Genomic DNA, 21,835 nt, shown 5'->3' on the forward strand with positions numbered 1-21,835 from the left:
TAATTTAATATTAAGTAATGGCTGATTTTATAAAAATTGCAGTTGATGCAATGGGCGGAGATAATTCACCTAAAAAAGTTATTGATGGCATTATTCACAATCACAAAAATAATAAAGCAAACTTTTTCAAAATTTTTGGTGATAAAAATAAGATAATTTCATTAATTAAAGATGAAATTGACAATCAATATTATGAGATAATTCATACGGAGAATTTTGTAATGAGTACAGATAGTCCTTTAGAAGCAGCAAAAAAAGGCAAAGATACAAGCATGTGGTTAGCTATAGAAAGTGTTAAAAAAAAAGAGTCAGATATAGTCATTTCTGCTGGGAATACCGGAGCTTTATTAGTAATTGCAAAATTGAATCTTAAGATGATTCAAGATATTGATAAACCTGCATTATCAGCTTTATGGCCCAATAAGAATGGAATGAGTGTTGTATTAGATTTGGGTGCTAATATTGAATGCAGCTCTAAAAATCTATTTGATTTTTCAATTATGGGTGCATCTCTTTATACATCTTTATACCCAGATAAAAAACCGAATATTGGTTTATTAAATATAGGATCAGAAGAACTTAAAGGAAATGAAATTATCAAGGAAACATTCAAAATATTGAGTAATAAAAAATCAGAAAATTATAATTTTGCTGGATATATTGAAGGTAATCAAATTATGGATGGCAAAATAAATGTAATAATTTCTGACGGATTCACTGGAAATATAGCTTTAAAGACAGCAGAAGGAACTGCAAATTTTATTGTTAAAGAGCTAAAAAAAGCAATGACAGGTTCTCTAGTGGGAAAAATTTCTTCCTTATTAAATTATTATAATTTGAAAAAATTTAAAAACAGATTAGATCCTAGATTATATAACGGAGCAATTTTTTTAGGTTTAGACTCACCAGTTGTAAAAAGTCATGGTGGCACAGATTTTATAGGTTTTTCAAATTCATTAGATGTTTGCAACAAAATTGTTAAAGGAAATTTGATAGAAAAGATAAAGTTTAATATTTAAAATGAGAATAAATTTAACTAAAAAAGACCTTATTAACCAAATTTATATGCAATTAGGTTTTTCCAAACTTGTAACTGAAAATCTAATTAATGATTTTTTGTCAACAGTGATACTTAACTTGAAAGAAGAAAAAAAACTTAAATTATCAGGATTTGGAACTTTTTCCATAAGAAGAAAAAAATCAAGAGTTGGTAGAAATCCTAAAACTAGAGAATCCAAAGTTATTTCGAGTAGAGACGTTGTCTTATTTAAACCTTCAAAAGAATTTAAGGAATTTATTAATAATAAAAATGAAAGATAAATTCGAGAATGCTTATAAAACAATAGGAGAAGTAGCTAAAATCTTAGAATTGAAGTCAAAAAATAAGGGAGTTTTTTCAACTCATACTATTCGATTTTGGGAATCACAGTTCAAGCAAGTTAAACCAAAATTACTAAATTCTAATAGAAGATATTATGATCAAAAAACTATCAATATTCTAAAAAAAATAAAATTTCTTCTTAAAGACCAAGGCATGACCATAAATGGAGTTAAAAAAATCTTAGATAATCCAACTAATAATGATACTTTAAACCTTGACGAAATTTCTAATAATTCTATAAAAACGAACAATTTTAAAAATAAAGTTTTAAAAATTTCTAAAATTGTTAAAAATTTGAAAAATTATAAATAATGGCAAAAAAAACACACGTTAAAGTTAGATTAGTTCCTGAAAGTAAACCAGATAGTTCATTTTTTTATTACGTAAAAAAACCAGCAGGTGGTGAAAAAGCAAAAGTTAAACTTTCAGCGCGTAAATACAATCCAACTACCAGAAAACATGAAGTTTTTGTTGAAAAAAAACTTCCACCTCATAGTAAATAATTATTTTTTTTTAAAATTTCTTCTTTCGTAATCAATATATGACCAAATCATATTTTTCCATATACGATTAGTAATTTTGGGATCTATTTTATTTGCAATGGATTTTTTTCTTATATTTTTTAAAATTATTTTAATTCTTTTGTTGTCAACTATTTCTTTTTTTTTATCCTTTAGTTTTAAAACATGATTTACAAGGTTAGTTCTCTGTTTTATTAATTTAATTAATGAATTGTCTAATTTATCTAGCTTCAATCTTATCTTATTAAGTTTTTTTCTTTTTAAAGGCGACATTTATATATTTGGATAATATGAAAATTATTATATTTATCCCCACATGTATACATTAAATACAAAAATAAATAATCAGTTATCAATTTGGTTAATTATGATGTTTTGGATTATATCTTTTATGATAATAGTTGGTGGCTTAACAAGACTTACCGACTCAGGTCTTTCAATCACTGAGTGGGAATTATTCTCTGGTTTTTTTCCACCTATTAATCAAAATGATTGGATTGTTTATTTTAATCTTTATAAACAAATCCCTGAATTTAAGTTACAAAACTACAATATGACTTTAAGTGAGTTTAAAGTTATTTTTTGGTGGGAATGGGCACACAGATTTCTTGGACGACTGATTGGTCTTGGATACTTAATACCACTAATTTATTTTTCTTTTAAGATCAAGATTACCAAATTATTAAATTTATATTTCATTTTTTTTCTAATTTGTTTTCAAGGTTTCATCGGTTGGTATATGGTTAGTAGTGGATTAGTTGATAGAGTAGATGTAAGTCACTTTAGACTATCTTTACATTTACTTATTGCTTTTTTTATTTTATCTTTAATATATTGGAATTATCTAAAAATTAATGTATCAAGAAACATAACAAGCAAGCTGAATATATTTATACCATTATTATTTTTAATACTAATTTTTTTACAAATCTCAATTGGTGCTTTTGTTTCTGGTATGGATGCAGGAAAAATCTATAATTCATGGCCTTTAATGGGTAGTTCATATTTTCCTGATGATAATAATTTTAATAATCTATTTAAAGTTGAAGCTCTAAGTGATCCCTCACTAGCACAATTTATTCATCGTAATTTAGCTTACTTGATAGGAATTTTTTATATTTTAATTTTCTATAAAATTTATAGAAACAAGATGTACGATTTATATAAATCTGTTAATTATTTGGGAATATTTATAATTATTCAGATTATATTAGGTATTTTCACAGTTTTATATGGCGCACAGATTTATGTTGCATCTATGCACCAAATAAGTTCAATTTTTTTGGTTAGCTCAAGTATTTATTTTTTTTATTTAAATACAAAATTTAACTAACAGCTTTTAAACTTCCTTTCGATGATTTGTTCAAAGCTTGATCTAAATCATCAATAATATCATCAATGTGCTCAATACCTATACAAAGTCTAACATAACTTTGGGTTACACCTGATGCTGCTAACTCTTTTTCATTTAATTGACTATGAGTGGTACTAGCAGGATGTATAGCTAAACTTCTTGCATCACCAATGTTTGCTACGTGATAGAACATTTTTAAAGACTCAATAAATTTTTTTCCAGCTTCAATACCACCTTTAAGCTCAATACCAACCATCGGTCCATTTCCACCTTTAAGATATTGTTTAGCTCTATCAGCAATCTTCTTTTCATGTTGAGTTGAATATATAACTTTAGTAACTTCTTTGTGTTTTTTTAAGAAATTAACTACTTTTTCAGCATTTTCACAATGTTGCTTCATTCTTAGAGCTACTGTTTCAAGACCTTGAATTATTGCAAAAGCATTATCTGGTGCTAAAGCTGAACCTAAATCTCTAAGCAAACAAACTCTTGCTCTTATTGCAAAAGGTACATTAGCTCCAGTTAATTCTGGTACAGCTTTTCCCCAAACTACACCTCCATAACTTGCATCAGGTTCGTTAAATAAAGGTTGTCTTTTAGGATCTGCAGTCCAGTCAAAGTTACCACTATCAACTATACTCCCAGCAACAGCAGTTCCATGTCCTCCAATATATTTTGTTAATGAATGTATAACAACAGCCGCTCCATGTTCTATTGGTTTACATATCACTGGTGCAGCAGTATTATCCATTATTAGTGGAATGTTGTATTTTCTTCCAATATCAGAGACTTCTTTGATAGGGAACACTCTCAAATATGGATTAGGTAATGTTTCACCATAAAAAGCTCTGGTTTTACTATCTATTGCCTTTTCAAAGTTTTTAGGATCACTCGGATCGGCATATCTAATTTCTATTCCTAGTTTACTCAATGTATGTGTAAATAATGAAACTGTTCCACCGTAAAGATCCGTAGAACTAACAATATTGTCACCTGATTGAGCAACATTTAGAACTGCAAAACTTGAAGCAGTTTGTCCAGATGAAACTGTTACACAAGATAATCCGCCTTCCAATGCTGCAATTCTTTTTTCCAAAACATCATTAGTAGGATTCATTATTCTCGTGTAGATATTTCCAAACTCTTTTAATGCAAATAAATTTGCTGCATGATCAGTACTTTGGAATTGATATGATGTTGTTCTATATATTGGCACAGCAACAGCATTGGTTGCCGGGTCACTTCTGTAATCACCGCCATGTATGGCAATGGTTTCAGGATTATTTCTTTTTTTACTCATTTTACTCCTTTTTTAGTGCTTTAGCTTTATGCAAGGCGCACAATACAGTTCAAATGCCTACCGAGTTTGTATGAAAATTTCCTTTTTAGCTGTAGCCCGCAATAGGAACAAATCGGCTATACCAATATATCAAAAAAAAGGCTTAAAACAATATAAATATCAATTTGACTTTGATCTTATTAATAGTATTAATCCTCGCACAATGACAAAATTCCTTAAAAAAGATCAATTATCGTCTAATTGGTATGAAATAGATGCTAAAAATGCTGTAGTTGGCAGATTAGCAACTGTTATATCAAAAATTATTAGAGGTAAAAATAAAACAACTTTTACACCACATATGGACGATGGAGATTTTGTAGTTGTTAAAAATATCGAACAAATTAAATTTACTGGAAATAAATTTCAAAATAAAAAATATTATCGACACACGGGTCATCCTGGTGGAATAAAGGAGACCACACCTGAAAATCTTGCTAAAAAAAAACCAGGTGAAGCTCTAAAACTTGCAGTAAAAAGAATGCTTCCAGGGGGAGTTTTGGGAAAAAAACAACTTACTAAATTGAAAATATATGTTGGAAATGATCATCCTCATTCAGCCCAAAATCCTCAAGTTATACAATTGGATAAATTAAATTCTAAAAATATAATAAGAAATTAAAATGGAAAACACTCAAGCATCAACTAAAACCCCAAAAATAAAAATGGATTTTAAGGATGGTAAGTATGCTACTGGAAGAAGAAAAACTTCAATAGCTAAAGTTTGGTTAAAAAAAGGGTCTGGTAAGATTTATGTAAATGGTAAACTTTTCAGTGATTATTTTTCAAGTGATAATCATAAAATGCAAATTGTAAGACCTTTTGAACTTATAAATCAAGCAACAGAATATGATGTAAAATGTAGTGTAAAAGGTGGAGGTCCAACAGGACAAGCAGGAGCAATGGTACACGGCATTTCTAAAGCTTTAGTTTTATTTGATGAAAAGTTGAAATCAACACTTAAAACCGAAAAATTGACCACTAGAGACTCCAGATCAGTTGAAAGAAAAAAACCTGGACGTAAAAAAGCTAGAAGAAGCTTTCAATTTTCTAAAAGATAATTCTTTTTTAACTTTTAACTGTTATAATATAAAATGCCTAAGCTTAATGTACTAATTGCTGGATCAACTGGATATATTGGTGTTCAATTAATTAAATTATTAGTTAAACATAAGAACGTCAATATAAAGTATTTATGTGGAAATTCCTCTGTTGGAAAAAAAATTTCATCTTACGATGACTCATTGAAGTCAAAAAAACTACCAAGAATTATAAAATATAATAAAAGATACTTAAGTTATGTTGATGTTATATTTACCGCTCTTCCGAATGGAGAAGCTCAGAAAATTTCAAAAGATTTATTAAAAAAAAATACGTTAATTGATTTAGCTGCAGATTTTAGATTAAAAAAAGGTTCTGATTATTTAAAATGGTATAAACAAAAACATAAGGCGTTAAATAACATAAAAAAGAGTATTTATGCCTTACCTGAAATAATAGGAAAATCAGTCAAAAAATTCAGTATTATTGGATGTCCAGGTTGTTACCCTACATCTATACTTTTACCACTCATTCCATTAATTAAAAAAAGATCGATTAACTTAAAGAATATCATTATAGACTCCAAATCTGGATATTCTGGAGCGGGTAGAGTAGTGCACAAAAAATTCAAAAACAAAAATTTATACGAATCTCTTAGTGCATATGGTGTAGGTTTTCATAGACATAATTCAGAAATTGATCAAGAACTTAAAAATAATACTTCTTCAAAAATCAATTTTACTTTTACACCCCATATTATTCCAATGTTTAGAGGTATATTAAGTACAATTTATTTGGACTTAAAACCAGGCACTACTTTAAATAAAGTACAAAATATTTTGAAAATATTTCATAAAAAGAATAAATTTGTAAAAATAAAAAGTATTAACTCTTTTTTGAGCACAAATGACGTTATGAATACTAATTATTGCTTTATTTCTGTATGTAAAACTAAATTTAAAGATAAAATAATAATTTTATCGGCCATTGATAATCTTATTAAAGGAGGAGCAGGTCAAGCAGTTCAAAATATGAATTTAAAATTTGGTTTCAAAAATAGTGAAGGGTTGTTATGAAAAAATTACCATTATTAATTTTGTTCCTAGTTATTTCTTGTGCCCCTGTTCAAACTGATAAAAAGATAAATTTTTCAAAAGATCTTACTTTTGAGGAATTTAAATCAAATTTAAAAGTTTACGTAGATAACAGTGATTATCCAAATATAGATGAATAAAATAGTTAACATCGCAATTGTTGGTTTGGGTCAAGTGGGTATTTATCTTTACAATGAATTAAGACTAAAAAAAAAAGAAATAGAAATAAAAACAGGAAAAAAGATAAATATTGTTGCAATTTCTGCAAAAAATAAAAATAAAAAGAGGAAATATAATATTAACAAAAAGATTTTTTATACAAATCCTCTTAAAATTCTAAAAGAAAAAAAGATAGATATATTGTTTGAGTCTATTGGTCAATCCGATGGAATTTCAAAAAAAATTGTTGAGATGGCGTTAAAGAATAAGATTAATGTTATAACACCAAATAAAGCTTTAATTTCAAAACATGGTAATAAATTAGCTAAATTAGCAGAGAAGAATAATGTAAATTTAGAATTTGAAGCCTCTGTTGCTGGAGGAATTCCAATACTTAGAACAATTAAAGAAGGTTTAGCTACAAATAGGATAAAGAAAGTCTATGGAATTTTAAATGGAACAACTAATTATATTTTAACAGAGATGGAAAATTCAAATGAGACTTTTGATAAAGTCTTAAAAAAAGCCCAAGAACTTGGTTATGCTGAACCAGGCAATCCTAAATTAGATTTGAATGGTTTTGATGCTTTTGCAAAAGTTAGGATTTTATCAGCTCTTGCATTTAATAATCAAATTTCACATCATAAATGTATAATGGAAGGCATAGAAAATATTGATCTAAAAGATATCAAAATTGCAAATCAATTAAACCTTAGAATTAAGTTACTTGGTATATGTGAAATGATAAATAATCGTTTATTTGAAACTGTTCATCCGTGTTTAGTTAGTAAAGACACATACATTGGTAATGTAAATGGTGTTATGAACGCCGTTATTACGGAGGGAAAGCCTGTTGGTGTGAGCATACTTCAAGGGGAGGGTGCAGGACCAGGACCTACTTCATCCTCTTTATTATCTGATTTATTGTCTATTCTTAGAGGAAATATAAAATATCCTTTTGGAATTTCCTCAAACAAAAGAAAAGCTGTAAAGGCTTTTAATAATGATGACTACTCAAATTCTCTATATTTAAGATTTGAAGTTAAAGATAAACAAGGTGTTTTATCTTCTATAACTAATCGATTGGCTAAATATAAAATGTCTGTAAAAAGAATTATACAAACACCTGATAAAAAAAGAAATTCAGCTACTATTGTCATAATTACTCATAAAACATCTGAAAAAAATGCAAGAAATTGTTTATCGATATTTAGAAACAATAGAAATATTTTAAGATTTCCAACATTAATCAGACTGTATAGTTAATGGAAATTTATATAAAACTTTTTGAGGTTTTGTTTCCTGTTTTTTTTGTTGTTGGGATTGGTTACTACTTAGGTAAAAAAAATCCTAAAATAGATACTACGTTTATCACTAATTTTGCAGCTAATGTAGGTACCCCAGCAATGATAATTTATGCTTTAAACCCGGTAAATATCTCATTTAATATTTTCATCAATTATTTTTGGTATTATGCAATTGCTATTTTAGGATTCATGATTGTTGGAACAATAATATTATATTTTTTAAAAACCAAAGATATTATTAGAGAGCTTCCACCACTAACAATGCCCAATACTGGTAATATGGGATTACCAATTTGTTTATTTGCTTATGGTTCACAAGGCCTTGGAGTGTCTGCAGCAATTTCTGCATTAATAATTTTATGTCACTTTACACTAGGTGTTTTTTTGGCCGATAGAAAATTTAGTCTACAAGTTATAATTAAGAGCCCACCATTCTACGCAATCATTGTTGCTGTTTTTTTACTCTATTATGATTTAGAACTACCTGGCTTTGTTGAAAATACTACCTTTCTTTTAATGTATGCAACGATTTTTTTGATCTTAATGTCGTTAGGAATTGCATTAACAAGACTGAAGGTATTTTCATTGAATAAAGCTATATTTTCTTCGATAGGACGCGTAATTGTGGGACCTATTATTGGATATTTATTAATTCTATATTTTAATTTAGAAGGATTTGCTGCTGGAGTTCTATTAATACAATGTTCAATGCCTAGCGCTGTCCTTAATTATCTTGTTGCATCAATATATTCTCCAAAAAAGATAGTTGATAGCGTTGCTAGCACAATAGTTGTTTCAACTTTGATGTCTTTTATAACTATTCCAATTGTTGTATTCTTTGCTTTAAAATACTTTAATTAATCTATATCCTTTAAGTTCATGAAGGCTATAACTTTCAATCTTTTAGCATGGGTAATGCTTCCAATTATGGACGGATTTGCAAAGTATTTAAGTGCAGAACTTCCTGTTTTACAAATTACATGGGCTAGGTATTTTTTCACAGTTGCATTTACTCTTCCAATTATGTTTTTCTTTTTTAGAGAAAATCTTGTTTGGACTGATAAACCAAAATTACAATTTATTAGAGGTCTAATTCTTTTAACAGCTAATATCTGCTTTTTTTATGCAATCTCAGTAATTTCATTAGCAAAAGCATTAACTTTAGCTTTTGTTGCACCTTTGATTGTTACAGCTTTTTCTCCAATTTTTTTAGGAGAAAAGGTTGGTTTTAGAAGATGGTCTGCTGTAATTATAGGATTTATAGGTTCATTAGTAGTTATAAGACCTGGTTTTGTAGAAATTAACTTAGCAAGTTTAGCAGCTCTTGGAACTGGAATAATGTATGGGTTTTATTTAATTATTACTCGTAAATTAAGTACTTCAGATAACCCTTTATTAACCTTATTATTAACTGGTGTAGTAGGGGCCATAATAGTTTCCACAATAATGCCATTTGTATGGGTTACACCTACTTTAAATCAGTGGTCTATGATGGCTGCTATAGGGATTTTTGCCTGTATAGGTCACTTATTTTTAATACTTTCTCTAAAATACGCTGATGCCTCTAAATTAGCCCCATTTAGCTACTTTGAGATCATAACTAATATAATCATAGGTTATTATTTCTTTAGTGATTTTCCAGATAATTGGACTTTCTTAGGATTATTTATTATTGTATTAAGTGGTATCTATATCTCTAGAAGAGAAAACATAGTCAAAAAAATTAAATAATAGGTCTCATCTATTTACTAATATCTAAAGTAATAGATTAGATATAATATGTAAACTATTGTAATTATTAGATTTTATTAAATTCTAAATTTTATAAAAAAAACCAAAAATTGGTTTTGTCAAAATTAAAATATAGTTGGATTCGGTATAAGTGATAAAATTTTTGACTAAATATGAAAAACATTAAATTATCATTTAAAATCAAGACTTTTTGAGCATAAGGAAAATGAAAATCATTAATATATGGGGTTGTTTAAAAGCGTTGATATAGTTGAATAGTAGAGCGATGCACTAATTGAATATAGCATTTAAACGTCCAAATAGGGGTCTCTTTTAAGCGTAGGCTCATATATGGTACAACTAAAGGGTGAATTATGCTATTTTATATCAATTTAATTAAAAAGATCAAAAAACGTTGATTTTACTGGGATTTTTAACATAAAAAAACATTAAAATGAAGCTAAATGCTTGCTTTTTCAGATCTAAGTAATTTAAGCTTTTGCTTCATTCCGCCTCTTCCAGAGTATCCTCCAAGAGCCCCATCCGATCTAATCACTCTATGACAGGGTATTTTTGGGGCATATGGGTTTTTAGCACAAGCGTTAGCGACAGCACGAGCTGATTTAGGCCTTTTTATACTAATAGCTACTTCTTTGTAGGTTTTTACCTTACCTTTAGGGATAGTTTTAAGATATTTCCAGACTTTTAATTGAAATTTAGTTCCTTTGAGTATCATTAGTGAAAAAACCCCTGTTTCCTTGCACTTTTAAGGGTGCAAAGAACAGTTGTTTTGGCACGTCGTTGATGCGCTACCGCCATGCCTCCCGCTCCACATGTTCAGCGATGCTTTGTGAAGCTTTCTGCCCCCTGGAATTGTACCTCTCGGCTTTTCTCCAATTGGCCAGTTAAGAGTTGCCCCTTAATTCACAGTAAATTTAACAAATATTGATTTTAATATGTATCACTTTTTAGGTGATTCTATTATTTTTCTCATTTCCTTGTGAATAGTGGGGATAAATCAAGTTTTAAAAAGCAATATAAAATAGCTAAGTAAAAACAAAATGGCCATTATGCTTAAAAAAATTGTATTAATACTTTTACCAGTATTTCTGTATTGAATGAAACTCAAAATAATAAAACCAATTGAGCTTATCAAAAACCATACAGCTGGAATTTCACCATCAATCGAACCCATAAGTTTATAATTTAAACTATTGACATTATAAATCACTTGATATATTACTAATGATAATTAATTGTTATCAATAGTAATTATATGAGCGAACTAACAACAGACCTAAAATTGCTTCATGAAGCAACTTTAAATAACCTCAAAAGCTCCAAGGCAAATAATACTTTGAGAGCTTATAAATCAGACTTTAAAGATTTCGGGATTTTTTGTGCAAAACATGGCCTACATTCCTTGCCATCGGAGCCAAAAATAGTTTCTTTATACCTTACTCACCTTTCTAAAAATTCCAAGATAAGCACTTTAAGAAGAAGGTTAGTTTCAATTAGCATGGTTCATAAACTAAAAGGGCATTATTTAGATACAAAACATCCAATTATTGTTGAAAACTTAATGGGTATAAGAAGGGCAAAAGGAAGTATTCAAAAAGGAAAAAAACCTATATTAATCAATCATTTAAAATCTATAATTAATGTAATAAATGAACAAAAAATTGAGGATATTAAAAAGTTTAGAGATAAGTCAATAATATTAGTTGGCTTCGGAGGTGGATTTAGACGAACTGAGCTAATTTCAATTGATCATGAAGATTTGGAATTTGTGCCTGAAGGGCTTAAAATTACTATTAAAAAATCAAAAACAGATCAATTTGGTGAAGGAATGGTTAAAGGACTACCCTACTTCACTAATGAAACTTATTGCCCAATTATCAATCTTAAAAAATGGTTAGAAATTTCTAAAATTAAATCTGGACCAATTTTTAGAAGATTTTCTAAAGGATCAACATTGACTGACAAAAGATTAACTGATCAATCAGTAGTATTATTAATGAAAGAATATCTAAATTTAGCAGGAATAGAAAATAAAAATTTTGCAGGTCATAGTTTAAGATCTGGTTTTGCAACTGTCGCTGCAGAGTCTGGTGCTGATGAACGTAGTATTATGGCTATGACCGGTCACAAAACAACACAGATGGTAAGAAGATATATAAGAGAAGCAAATATTTTTAAAAATAATGCTCTAAACAAGATTAAAATTTAAATTAAGAGTTAAAAACACTTTTCCATAAAGGGATTATTTTTTGAATTTGGTATCTTTTAGAAAAACTATAACAATAATCAATGTAATGTTTCCTTTGAAATTTATTCATATCTAAAATTTCAAAAATTTTTTTATCTAATTCTTCAAAATTATTAATCTTAAAAGAATTTCTATTATCAATTAATTCATTTACTGCTGTTAAACCAAAGGTAATAAGAGGTAAACCACATGAAAAGGCTTCTATGGCATTTATACAAAATGTCTCATCGTAGCCTAAACAAATCATACCCATTGAAACACTATAATATCTTTTTAGTTTATTTTTTGAAACTCTTCCTTTTAAAAAAATATTATGATTCAATAAAATTTTAGTTTCTCTCTTGTTAAAAGAATTTTTATCTATACCAAAAATAAAAAGTTTTATATTAGGGTTAATTCTATAAACTTTTTTAATCCATATATTAATGGTTTCTTTCAATCCTTTTTTTCTCTGAACAGACCAAATAAAATAGGGTTTTCTATTGATAAGTGGTTTAGTTTTAGAAAAAATAGGATCTAAAAAATTTGGAATTACAATTTTTTTTTTAAAATTATAAATATTAGTGGTTTTTTTTGAAAGATAATCACTTACAAAAATAGCTGAGACTTTATTAGTAATAATTGGAAAAAATTTTTTTTTTCTTAATGCTTTTTCTATGGGAAGTTTATTGTGCAACCATAAAAAATTTTGGGAATTTTTAAAATGATTAAATATAGTTGGATCATTTGAACTAATTATATTCTTAAATTCAAAACGTGACTTATTTTTTAATAGAAAATCAACAGGAAGATTTACCAAATTTTTTCTTTTAATTATTTTTTTACAATAAGTAGCTAAGAAAATTTTATAATTAGATTTAGATAGAAATTTAGAAAGTTCTACATTTAAACTTTCTATACCACCTAGAGATTTTAGTTTTGATGATTTAATATTAAAATTAAATGGACAATAAAATAATATATTCATTAAATTTCAATAAGAAAAACCTTTTTTAATTTTACAAATCATTAAACCGATAAAATAACTTAGAGGCTTTTTGGGATTTTTTAACGGACCATCATATTTACAACCTGTTTTTAAATAATATTTAAAGAAAAATTTAGGTGTTATACCCCATTTTTTTAAAAATGTTTTTGTTCCATTGTTCTTTATTATGTTCTTTTTTTTTCTCATTGATATAGATCCAAAATGATAAACTTTAAAATCGTTTAGACCTTTAAATATTCTTACACCACAATTCCATAGCTTCATATTTAAGTCGGAGTCAGACCCATCACCTGGATCAAATTCTACACTAAAACCCTTTACTAAATTCCAAACATCCTTATTTATTAAATGTGGTGCCCAATGAGATCCTTGATGATCAGTGATATTAATTTTTTGATAATTGTCTAAAAGATATTGTTCATTAAAATCCTTATGATCATTACCAGCATCAAGAGTCAAATCTGCACCTTTTCTTTGTATCATTGTTCCAGATAAATAAAAAAATTTTGTATCTAATAATTCAATTTCTTTTTTTAGAATTGAGTCCCATGAAGGTAAAAAATACATGTCATCATGTGTGTAAAGAATATACTGAGTAGTTGCTAATTTTGCAGCTTTATTAACAGCACTACATAATCCAATATTTGTTTCAGAATAAGTATATTTAATTTTTTTTTGTTTTAAAAATTCAATCGTATTATCTAAATTTTCATTAACATGTATTATAATTTCGTGATCAAAAGTTGAATTTTTCTCAATACTTGAGATTAATATCTTTAAATAATCTAGATTATTTAAAGTTGGAACAATAATTGAAAACTTCATTAAAATAATTTTGAATTGGTGCCTAAGGATTTATCTACTATATATTTTGTAATTTTTAATTCATTAAATAATTTGAAATATTTTTTCTTACCGTTTCTGGCAATTTTAATTCTTATCTTCGAATTATTCTTATAAAATTTAATTTTTTCTGAAAGATCATTAATATTATCATAAAGAATTATTTCATTATTATTAAAGAAGTCTCCAAGTTGGGTTTTTTTATCAATAAATGTTAAAAGCCCATTTCCAATTAAAGATGCTATCCGATTGCTTGAGTAATATTTTGTTGGTAGTCCTCTACTGAGATTTAAGCCCATTTTTGAATTAACAAGCGCCTGGTAAAAATTATTACCCCAAATTGGTTCTTTATTTTTAAAACCGTAGAAATCACAATTAATATCTTTTAATTTTTCAGTTAATTTATTTAAAAAAATTATTCTATTATCTATTTTGTCGGTTTTTAGAGACGCTCTATTTACACCATGACTCATCGCGTAAAATAAGTCCATCGAGGGATTTAAACTAAATACATCAAAGCACTCAATATTCTTATCGACTGGTATAAAGAAGAAACTAACATTTTTAATCTTAAATTTTTGTTTTTTTAAAATTTCTGGATCAGTTGTAATAAAATTATGGTCTACTAAATCGCTATAAAGTGAAATATTTTTGAGATTTTTTTTTGAATAACTTAATGAAGGCATTATAGGATCTTCATTCCATTGTGAAATTACTAAATTTTTATTCTGTTCTCTAATAGTTCTTATTGAATTTGGTTCTATATTTTTAGTGTGGCCAAATAAGAATAAATCAGGATTATAATTTTTAAAAGTTTCAATTAAATAATCCTGAAATTTTTGATTTGAATTAATCGTAAGAAATCTATTTTGACGAATAAAATCTCTATCACTTATCTCCAGGACATCATGGCCATTTCTAATTAAACCGTTTGTAAATTTTTTACCTATAGAAATATTGTAGAGCCTATGATTAAGTTTTTGTCCAGTATTATATAAATTGATAATTCTTAGTTTCTTTTTTATAAAATTAAGATTGAAGTTGTGGATTAGTTTAGATCTAATTTCGTCAATAATTTTAGCATTCGATTTGATTGTATGTTTTACATTTTTAAAACCATTAAATTGTAAATTCTTTCTAAATCTTGAATTAGTAATAAGTTTTTTTATTGATTTATATAAAGTTTCAGAATCTAAATTTTTAAGTACTAAAGAATAATCAGTTGTCTCAGGCAGTCCACCTCTATTTGAAATAATTGTAGCGCATGCTCTAGAAGAGGACTCTAAAGCAGTTCTACCAAAAGGCTCTTCCCATCTTGATGGTACCACAGCAATCTCTGATTTATCTAAAAATTTTAAAACATTTCTATGTTCTAAAAATCCGAGTTCATTATGTCTTGGATGATTTATATATGGTCTATCTCTATCTTCATCACCAATAGAGTAAGCTTTCCAATTCTTATATTCATCAAGTATTTTAATAATGGCTTCTTTATAGATGTCATAACCTTTTGATTTATTTAACTTGCCAACAAAAATAATATTTTTGTTTTTTTTATAAATTTTTTTACTCTTATGAATGCTGGGATAGACAACTTCAGTTTTATCTATTAATTTTTTGTCTAAATCATTAAAAAATCTTTTTTGTGTCCATTGACTAACAAAAATAATTTTGTCAGCAATATTAAGTAAATTCAAACGCTCAGAGGAGGTTTTAGACCCCTTCATACTTAATGGGTCATTGTGAAAATAAAGAATAAATTTTGTTTTTATTTCTTTTTTAAGAATATTTAAAATTTGTGGTCTATTATGAATTTCTATAATTTCAAAATTATCATTCTTAATTTTTTTAATAAAATTTTGACAATATTCTCTTGTTGTACTTACAAATTTTGATTTTTTAAATTGTATTGGAACATTAATGTAATTTTTTGTGAGATAATCTTTACCTTGTGTATTTCCGAATATAAAATTATCTTTATTATATTTTGAGTATTTGTAAAAATCACAAACCCATATAGCTGCTGCTTGTGCGCTTGAGTAAGTGTAATTTTCTTTATAGGGTAATATTGTTGCTATTTTTATCTTTTGATTTAATGAATTCATTAAGTAGTTTTAATCTCTCTTTTTTGTCTTTTTTAAGACTATATTCATAAGATAAAGCCTCATTTTTATTTATAAATCTTTTCTTATAAATAACTATCCACTTATAACCTTTTGTTGATTTTGCACCCTTATTTGAGTTATGCTTTTTTAATCTTTCAGCTATATTATTGGTAAAACCTACATATGTTTTTGTGGTTTTCCTATCTATGTTTTTTAACATATAAACAAAATAGGTCATAATTAATGGCGGTCCCTAGGGGAATCGAACCCCTCTTTCGAGGATGAAAACCACGTGTCCTAACCGATAGACGAAGGGACCAAATCTGGCTCTTTTATTGTAAAAAATAAAAATTATCAAGTTTTTATAGTGTCTTCTCTTACAACAATTTTACACATATTAGAGCCTTTGTGTGTAACCAAAGTTTCTGTAATATACTTGTTATCTTTAAATTTTATACCTTTTACTAATTCTCCACTAGTAATGCCTGTAGCACAAAATATTGAGTCACCTTTTACAATTTCTTTTAAGTCATATTTTTTTTCTAAATCAACTATACCCATTTTTTTGGCTCTAGAGATATCTTTATCGTTTTCAAATATAAATCTTCCTTGAAATTTACATTTGTATGCATCAATAGCTGATGCTGCCAAAACGCCTTCGGGACCTCCTCCTATACCAAGAAAAATATCAGTATTAAATTTTTTTTCTGTAACCATTAAAGCACCTAATACATCACCATCAGTAATTAGCCTCATTTTTACTCTCATTTCTTTGAGTTTATCAATTATCTTTTTGTGTCTAGGTCGGTCTAATAAACATGCTGTAACATCATGAATATTCTTATTTAATGCTTCAGCTATATTTTTAATATTTTTTTCTAAAGGAAAATCTAAATCTGTTGCCTCATTAGGTACATCACTTGAAACTGCAATTTTATCCATATATGTTTCTGGAGCATTAAAAAGGTTTCCCTTTTCAGCTACAGATATAACGGATAAAGCACCTGGTAAATTTTTTGCGACGAAATTTGTACCTTCAACTGGGTCTACTGCAATATCAAGGTTTAAAAAACCTCCCTTACCAAGCTTTTCCCCAATATAAAGCATAGGAGCTTCATCGAGTTCGCCCTCACCTATTACAACTTCACCATTAATGTCAATTTTATTAATTTCATTCCTCATTGAGTCTGTAGCAGCTTTGTCAGCTTTTTTTTTTTGATTTTTACCTATAAACTTATAACAAGAAATAGCTGCTTTGGATGTCACATTTATGATCTTTTCTACTAAATCTTTATTTAATGGCACTAAATTTTTTCTCTAGAAATTTGTTCTGTATTTATCTTAAGTTTATTTTCAAATTCGTTAAGTCTTTTCCAAACAGAAATTAATTCAACTATTATAGGCCAACTTCTAACCAAATATTGTAATGAGGTTTCTACTCTTCCAAAAGCTCTTATAATTTGTTGAACAAAACCTAATGTGATTGCTCCAGTAACTATTGTTGGTGCTAAAGCTAAGTATGGAACTATTACCATTCCTTGTAGGTAGCTCCATTTAACAGCATTAAAATATAAATAATGAAAGTACATTTTATAATGTATTTTTCTCACACCACCATATAAGCTATCTATTCTAGCTGGCTGAGCACTTTCTTTAAAATCTTCACCAAGAACTAATTCTTTTCGATAAGCTGCCTCTTCTTTTTGAATATCATACTCAATACCAGGTAATTTTATTCCCACAGATGCAAGTAAAAAAGTTCCTCCAAGTGCTGAAACAATAGCAACCCATACCAAAGCGTGATTCACTTCACCTATCCAAGGTAGAACTGTAATACTTTTTGATAGACCCCATAAAATTGGAGTGAATGCAATTAGTGTCATAATGCTTCTTAAAAGTTCAGCACCTAAACCTTCCATTATTCTTGCAAATTTAAGAGTATCTTCTTGCACTCTTTGAGAGGCACCTTCAATTGATGAGGCAAAATTCCACTTATCATGATAAAAATCAGCCATTGCTGTTCTCCACCTAAAAGTCCAATGACTTGTAAAATAATCACTAAATATTACAACCAAAATATAAACAGCAGCAATCTTTGCAAATGTAAACAAATAAGCAATAAACTCTTTTTCTGTCACTGCTCCTGGTTCAGCTAGTGCTTTTTGTAAAGTATCATAGAACTCACCAAACCATTCATTAATTCTTACATCTAGTTGAACTTGATACCACGTTGCTGCTAAAATAAGTATTGTCCCTCCAATACTCCACAAATGCCATTTTTTGTCTGTAAAAAACTTAAACATATCTTAATTTAAAAAATTATCTGCGTAAGACTTTTTTATAATTTTTCTTTTTTTTGGTTCAATTAATTCAAAATCAATTTTCTTTTTTTTTGCATAGTTGATTGCTAATTCTTTAGTAGAAAATTCCATCTTCAATTCTGTATATGTATCAGAGGAACTTTCCCAGCCCATTAAAGGGTTTTTAGTAGGATCTTGAGTCTCAAATTCTAATATCCATTTATTAGTTTTTCCTAGACCTGACTGCGTAGCTGTTTTGTTAGGTTTATAAATTTTAGCTTTTTTCATCATAATGGTCGGAGTGGCAGGATTTGAACCTGCGACCCTCTGGTCCCAAACCAGATGCGCTACCAGGCTGCGCTACACTCCGGAACAAGTACTAATACAGCACTTATTTATTTTTTCAATGTATAAAGATGTGTAAAACAAGGGATTTTTAATCAGAATCTGTTATAAAAACCTTATGATAATTGTTTGTCCATCGTGTGGAAAAAATTTCGATGTGGATGAAAAATTGATCCCAGATAAAGGTAGATTATTAAAATGTGGTTCTTGTAATCAAACGTGGTTCTTTAATAAAAATGTTAGCGAACAGACAGAGCCATTAATTGATAAGCCTGCTAAGCAAAAAAAGATTTTATATAAAGATGAAAATATTAATAAATCAGTATCCAAAAAACCTATAAAACCAGGATCAGAACTAGTCAAATACAAACCAAAATATAATTTTACCTTTGGAAAATTTTTAAGTTATATAATTGTTTCTATAATAACTTTTGTCGCAATCATAATTGTATTAGACACATTCAAGGACCCATTAAGCAATATTTTCCCGAATTTAGAACTTGTATTATATAATTTATTTGAAACCTTGAGAGATTTGATACTTTTTGCTAAAGATCTGAATTAGATGATTAATTATTTATCCAAACCCTTTATTTGGTTTTTTAAGCTTGAAGCCGCTAGTGGTTTAGTTTTATTATTTGCAGCAATAATTGCATTAATAATAAGTAATTCAGGTTTATCAGAATTATATTTTTCAACTTTAAATCAATATTTATTCATTGGTATAAATGATTTTGGATTAAAATTATCAGTTCTTCATTGGATAAATGATGCTTTAATGGCAATATTCTTTTTTTTTGTCACTCTTGAGATAAAAAGAGAATTTTTACAGGGTGAACTTTCCAATATAAAACAAGCCCTACTCCCAATAATTGCGGCAGTTGGCGGAATGTTAATCCCTGCATTATTTTATGTATTTATCAATTTTGGAGATAGTGAAACAATGAATGGATGGGCAATCCCCTCCGCCACTGATATTGCTTTCTCACTTGGAGTATTATCTTTATTGGGAAAAAGAGTACCATTATCATTAAAAGTCTTTTTAACTGCTCTTGCAATAATAGATGATTTGGGTGCTATCGTTATTATAGCGCTATTTTATTCAGGAGACTTAAGTATTAAATATTTAAGTCTAATGTTATTAGCATTTTTAATCTTGCTAGTTGTTAATAAATTTAACATTAAAAAATTCTTACCTTATTTGATTGTTGGTATTTTTCTTTGGGATTTTACTCATAATTCTGGAATACATGCAACAATTGCTGGTGTTTTGTTAGCAATGACAATCCCTCATCGTAAAAAAGAAAAAGATTTTTCTTTATTAATCAAAATTGAACACTCAATAAGCCCTTATGTTGCTTTTGGTATTATGCCTTTATTTGCATTTGCAAATGCTGGTGTTTCATTAGAGGGTTTATCTCTTAGCTCTTTGCTAGATAAAGTACCATTAGGAATAGTTTTAGGGTTATTTTTAGGTAAGCAATTAGGTGTATTTGCTTTTTCATATATTGCTATAAAAACAAAAATAGCTCAGATGCCAAATAACACGAGTTGGTATAATTTTTATGGTGTAGGTGTATTGACAGGTATTGGTTTCACAATGAGTCTTTTTGTTGGAAACTTAGCTTTTGTTGACAATATGCAATATATGGATGGTGTAAAAATCGGAGTATTGACTGGGTCATTATTATCAACTTTATTTGGCTACTTTTTGATATTACTCACCCCAAATAAGTAATTTATATTGATGAAAAAATTTACAATCATAGGATTAACTATAATCATGTTTTTTTTTAAAAATTCAGCAACTGCAAATTATGACAAGATTTTTTTTGACTTTAAGGTAGAAGATATTTCGGGAGAAATTATTGATTTGAATGACTATAAAAATAAAGTTGTTTTAATTGTAAATACTGCTAGCTATTGTGGTTTTACAAAACAATATGCTGAGTTACAAACACTTTGGGGGAAATACAAATCCAAGGGTTTAATTGTTTTAGGTTTTCCATCTAATTCCTTTAACCAAGAAAAAAATTCAAATTCTGAAATTAAAGAATTTTGTGAAGTAAATTTTGATATAGATTTTCCATTAACATCAATTACCGATGTAAAAGGTGAAAATGCACATGAAATATATCAGTGGGCAAAAGAAAATTACGGAAAATCCGCAATTCCAAAATGGAATTTTTATAAAATTTTAATTAATCGACAAGGAAAAATAGAAAATACCTTTTCATCATTTACAAATCCAATGTCTAAAAAAATAACAAATATAATTGAAAAAATCTTATAAGTTAATTGTTAATCCATCATGAGCAGGAATAACATTCTTTGGTAAAGTTCTCTTAAGATCATTATAATCTAACACTGGGGATAAGTTCGTCAAGATTGCTTTCTTGGGATTAAATTTTTTTATCATTGATAAAGATGCTTCTAAATTGAAATGAGATGGGTGTGGTTTGTACCATAAACAATCAATTATCAAAAATTTGAGATTTTTGAAATATTTGTAATCTTTTTTATAAATTTTACTTACATCACTTATATATGCAATTTTTTTATCTATTATAAAACAATTTGATTTGACTTTACCATGATCAACTTTAATTGATCTTATCTTTATAATTTTATTGTAATTTTTAACTGATAAAATTTTTTTTAGTATATGTAATTTTAGAGTTGCTGGATATTCTCTTGAGTAACTTTTAAAAATATATGAAAAAGTTTTTTTTAAATAATTAGAAGTGTCTTTATCAGCATATACATTAACTTGTTTTTTTGAATTAATATAAAATGCCCTTAAATCATTTATACCATGTGTTTGATCTCCATGCATATGTGAATATAAAACTTTATCTATCTTTTTAATTTTGTGTCTTAGTAATTGATGTCTTAAATCTGGCGATGTATCGATAAGAATATTTTCATAAGAGGTCTTTATAAAACCAGAACACCTTGAACGATAATTTTTTTTGTTTTTTGGATCACAATTTCCAAAGAAACCATCTGGTCTTGGTACACCCATTGAACTCCCACATCCTAGAATGATAAATTTCAT

General features: G+C 27.7%; 27 protein-coding genes, 2 tRNA genes and 1 riboswitch. Of the genes, 16 read left to right on the forward strand and 13 right to left on the reverse strand.

The genetic code is table 11. The features are described 5' to 3' along the window. The first annotated feature begins 17 nt into the window (after nucleotides 1-17). From plsX to ACTT9C_RS04380, 4 genes are read left to right on the forward strand one after another with little or no spacing between them, the layout of a single operon-like run. Nucleotides 18-1,019, forward strand: coding sequence for a phosphate acyltransferase PlsX (plsX, locus tag ACTT9C_RS04365; RefSeq protein ID WP_440923288.1), 1,002 nt, complete (start codon nucleotides 18-20; stop codon nucleotides 1,017-1,019). A gap of 1 nt (nucleotide 1,020) precedes the next feature. Further along, the gene (locus ACTT9C_RS04370) at nucleotides 1,021-1,320 is read left to right on the forward strand and encodes an HU family DNA-binding protein (protein ID WP_440923289.1); all 300 of its coding nucleotides are present in this window, start codon (nucleotides 1,021-1,023) and stop codon (nucleotides 1,318-1,320) included. Then, on the forward strand, nucleotides 1,310-1,693 hold the full coding sequence (locus ACTT9C_RS04375; protein ID WP_440923290.1) for a MerR family transcriptional regulator: 384 nt from the start codon (nucleotides 1,310-1,312) through the stop codon (nucleotides 1,691-1,693). Before ACTT9C_RS04370 ends, ACTT9C_RS04375 begins: the two co-directional genes overlap by 11 nt. Next, the gene (locus tag ACTT9C_RS04380) at nucleotides 1,693-1,884 is read left to right on the forward strand and encodes a 50S ribosomal protein L33 (RefSeq protein WP_440923291.1); all 192 of its coding nucleotides are present in this window, start codon (nucleotides 1,693-1,695) and stop codon (nucleotides 1,882-1,884) included. Before ACTT9C_RS04375 ends, ACTT9C_RS04380 begins: the two co-directional genes overlap by 1 nt. Here ACTT9C_RS04380 and ACTT9C_RS04385 read toward each other — a convergent pair whose 3' ends face one another. After that, nucleotides 1,885-2,175 (reverse strand): chorismate mutase, encoded by a 291-nt coding sequence (locus tag ACTT9C_RS04385; RefSeq protein ID WP_440923292.1) that lies wholly within the window; start codon nucleotides 2,173-2,175, stop codon nucleotides 1,885-1,887. Between the two features lie 43 nt (nucleotides 2,176-2,218). Here ACTT9C_RS04385 and ACTT9C_RS04390 point away from each other — a divergent pair, with 43 nt between their 5' ends. Next, nucleotides 2,219-3,235 (forward strand): COX15/CtaA family protein, encoded by a 1,017-nt coding sequence (locus ACTT9C_RS04390; protein WP_440923293.1) that lies wholly within the window; start codon nucleotides 2,219-2,221, stop codon nucleotides 3,233-3,235. Here the strand turns inward: ACTT9C_RS04390 and ACTT9C_RS04395 are convergent. Continuing rightward, nucleotides 3,228-4,556, reverse strand: a complete 1,329-nt coding sequence (locus tag ACTT9C_RS04395; protein WP_440923294.1) for an O-acetylhomoserine aminocarboxypropyltransferase/cysteine synthase family protein — start codon at nucleotides 4,554-4,556, stop codon at nucleotides 3,228-3,230. The genes ACTT9C_RS04390 and ACTT9C_RS04395 overlap by 8 nt on opposite strands. Before the next feature lies 1 nt (nucleotide 4,557). Further along, nucleotides 4,558-4,624, reverse strand: a riboswitch (SAM riboswitch). Between the two features lie 134 nt (nucleotides 4,625-4,758). Here ACTT9C_RS04395 and rplM point away from each other — a divergent pair. Genes rplM through ACTT9C_RS04430 form a run of 7 tightly spaced genes read left to right on the forward strand, consistent with a single transcriptional unit; the run spans nucleotide 4,759 to nucleotide 9,927 of the window. Beyond that, nucleotides 4,759-5,217 (forward strand): 50S ribosomal protein L13, encoded by a 459-nt coding sequence (gene rplM, locus ACTT9C_RS04400; protein ID WP_440923668.1) that lies wholly within the window; start codon nucleotides 4,759-4,761, stop codon nucleotides 5,215-5,217. Between the two features lies 1 nt (nucleotide 5,218). Further along, nucleotides 5,219-5,656: a 30S ribosomal protein S9 gene (gene rpsI, locus ACTT9C_RS04405; RefSeq protein WP_440923295.1), complete on the forward strand. Its 438-nt coding sequence runs from the start codon at nucleotides 5,219-5,221 to the stop codon at nucleotides 5,654-5,656. Between the two features lie 33 nt (nucleotides 5,657-5,689). Next, nucleotides 5,690-6,712, forward strand: a complete 1,023-nt coding sequence (gene argC, locus ACTT9C_RS04410) for an N-acetyl-gamma-glutamyl-phosphate reductase (protein ID WP_440923296.1) — start codon at nucleotides 5,690-5,692, stop codon at nucleotides 6,710-6,712. Further along, nucleotides 6,709-6,870: a hypothetical protein gene (locus tag ACTT9C_RS04415; protein ID WP_440923297.1), complete on the forward strand. Its 162-nt coding sequence runs from the start codon at nucleotides 6,709-6,711 to the stop codon at nucleotides 6,868-6,870. Before argC ends, ACTT9C_RS04415 begins: the two co-directional genes overlap by 4 nt. Beyond that, the gene (locus ACTT9C_RS04420; RefSeq protein ID WP_440923298.1) at nucleotides 6,863-8,155 is read left to right on the forward strand and encodes a homoserine dehydrogenase; all 1,293 of its coding nucleotides are present in this window, start codon (nucleotides 6,863-6,865) and stop codon (nucleotides 8,153-8,155) included. The genes ACTT9C_RS04415 and ACTT9C_RS04420 overlap by 8 nt, the downstream gene beginning before the upstream one ends. Beyond that, complete coding sequence (locus ACTT9C_RS04425; RefSeq protein ID WP_440923299.1) at nucleotides 8,155-9,057, forward strand: AEC family transporter; 903 nt, start codon at nucleotides 8,155-8,157, stop codon at nucleotides 9,055-9,057. The genes ACTT9C_RS04420 and ACTT9C_RS04425 overlap by 1 nt, the downstream gene beginning before the upstream one ends. 18 nt (nucleotides 9,058-9,075) lie before the next feature. Beyond that, nucleotides 9,076-9,927 carry a DMT family transporter gene (locus ACTT9C_RS04430; protein WP_440923300.1) on the forward strand — a complete coding sequence of 284 codons (852 nt, stop codon included), beginning with the start codon at nucleotides 9,076-9,078 and terminating at the stop codon, nucleotides 9,925-9,927. A gap of 460 nt (nucleotides 9,928-10,387) precedes the next feature. Here ACTT9C_RS04430 and ACTT9C_RS04435 read toward each other — a convergent pair whose 3' ends face one another. Beyond that, complete coding sequence (locus tag ACTT9C_RS04435) at nucleotides 10,388-10,663, reverse strand: methylated-DNA--[protein]-cysteine S-methyltransferase (RefSeq protein WP_440923301.1); 276 nt, start codon at nucleotides 10,661-10,663, stop codon at nucleotides 10,388-10,390. A gap of 540 nt (nucleotides 10,664-11,203) precedes the next feature. On the opposite strand from ACTT9C_RS04435, the gene ACTT9C_RS04440 reads away from it, so the two are divergent. Next, nucleotides 11,204-12,157, forward strand: coding sequence for a site-specific integrase (locus ACTT9C_RS04440; RefSeq protein ID WP_440923302.1), 954 nt, complete (start codon nucleotides 11,204-11,206; stop codon nucleotides 12,155-12,157). 1 nt (nucleotide 12,158) lies between these two features. Here the strand turns inward: ACTT9C_RS04440 and ACTT9C_RS04445 are convergent, their stop codons facing one another. From ACTT9C_RS04445 to ACTT9C_RS04485, 9 genes are all read right to left on the reverse strand, one after another. Beyond that, a complete protein-coding gene (locus ACTT9C_RS04445; RefSeq protein WP_440923303.1) occupies nucleotides 12,159-13,163 on the reverse strand; it encodes a glycosyltransferase in 1,005 nt (334 codons plus the stop codon). A gap of 6 nt (nucleotides 13,164-13,169) precedes the next feature. Further along, nucleotides 13,170-14,009, reverse strand: a complete 840-nt coding sequence (locus ACTT9C_RS04450; protein WP_440923304.1) for a glycosyltransferase family 2 protein — start codon at nucleotides 14,007-14,009, stop codon at nucleotides 13,170-13,172. After that, entirely contained in the window at nucleotides 14,009-16,132 is a 2,124-nt protein-coding gene (locus ACTT9C_RS04455; protein ID WP_440923305.1) for a glycosyltransferase, read from the reverse strand. The genes ACTT9C_RS04450 and ACTT9C_RS04455 overlap by 1 nt, the downstream gene beginning before the upstream one ends. Next, on the reverse strand, nucleotides 16,083-16,352 hold the full coding sequence (locus ACTT9C_RS04460; protein WP_440923306.1) for a GIY-YIG nuclease family protein: 270 nt from the start codon (nucleotides 16,350-16,352) through the stop codon (nucleotides 16,083-16,085). Before ACTT9C_RS04460 ends, ACTT9C_RS04455 begins: the two co-directional genes overlap by 50 nt. Nucleotides 16,353-16,376: 24 nt before the next feature. Beyond that, nucleotides 16,377-16,451, reverse strand: a tRNA-Glu gene (locus ACTT9C_RS04465). A 35-nt stretch (nucleotides 16,452-16,486) separates the two neighbouring features. Then, the gene (gene glpX / locus ACTT9C_RS04470; protein ID WP_440923307.1) at nucleotides 16,487-17,437 is read right to left on the reverse strand and encodes a class II fructose-bisphosphatase; all 951 of its coding nucleotides are present in this window, start codon (nucleotides 17,435-17,437) and stop codon (nucleotides 16,487-16,489) included. Then, nucleotides 17,437-18,435 (reverse strand): putative transporter, encoded by a 999-nt coding sequence (locus ACTT9C_RS04475; protein WP_440923308.1) that lies wholly within the window; start codon nucleotides 18,433-18,435, stop codon nucleotides 17,437-17,439. The genes glpX and ACTT9C_RS04475 overlap by 1 nt, the downstream gene beginning before the upstream one ends. Before the next feature lie 3 nt (nucleotides 18,436-18,438). After that, complete coding sequence (locus tag ACTT9C_RS04480; RefSeq protein ID WP_440923309.1) at nucleotides 18,439-18,720, reverse strand: ETC complex I subunit; 282 nt, start codon at nucleotides 18,718-18,720, stop codon at nucleotides 18,439-18,441. A gap of 5 nt (nucleotides 18,721-18,725) precedes the next feature. Continuing rightward, nucleotides 18,726-18,802 (reverse strand) — tRNA-Pro (locus tag ACTT9C_RS04485). Between the two features lie 93 nt (nucleotides 18,803-18,895). On the opposite strand from ACTT9C_RS04485, the gene ACTT9C_RS04490 reads away from it, so the two are divergent. The 3 genes from ACTT9C_RS04490 to ACTT9C_RS04500 are packed head-to-tail and all read left to right on the forward strand — an operon-like array spanning nucleotide 18,896 to nucleotide 21,070. Beyond that, nucleotides 18,896-19,342, forward strand: coding sequence for a zinc-ribbon domain-containing protein (locus ACTT9C_RS04490; protein WP_440923310.1), 447 nt, complete (start codon nucleotides 18,896-18,898; stop codon nucleotides 19,340-19,342). After that, complete coding sequence (gene nhaA / locus ACTT9C_RS04495; protein ID WP_440923311.1) at nucleotides 19,343-20,515, forward strand: Na+/H+ antiporter NhaA; 1,173 nt, start codon at nucleotides 19,343-19,345, stop codon at nucleotides 20,513-20,515. A gap of 9 nt (nucleotides 20,516-20,524) precedes the next feature. After that, nucleotides 20,525-21,070: a glutathione peroxidase gene (locus ACTT9C_RS04500; RefSeq protein WP_440923312.1), complete on the forward strand. Its 546-nt coding sequence runs from the start codon at nucleotides 20,525-20,527 to the stop codon at nucleotides 21,068-21,070. Here the strand turns inward: ACTT9C_RS04500 and ACTT9C_RS04505 are convergent. Next, a complete protein-coding gene (locus ACTT9C_RS04505) occupies nucleotides 21,065-21,835 on the reverse strand; it encodes an MBL fold metallo-hydrolase (RefSeq protein ID WP_440923313.1) in 771 nt (256 codons plus the stop codon). The two genes, ACTT9C_RS04500 and ACTT9C_RS04505, sit on opposite strands and share 6 nt — an antisense overlap.

The organism is Candidatus Pelagibacter sp. (assembly GCF_052049575.1).
Classification (GTDB): Bacteria; Pseudomonadota; Alphaproteobacteria; order Pelagibacterales; family Pelagibacteraceae; genus Pelagibacter.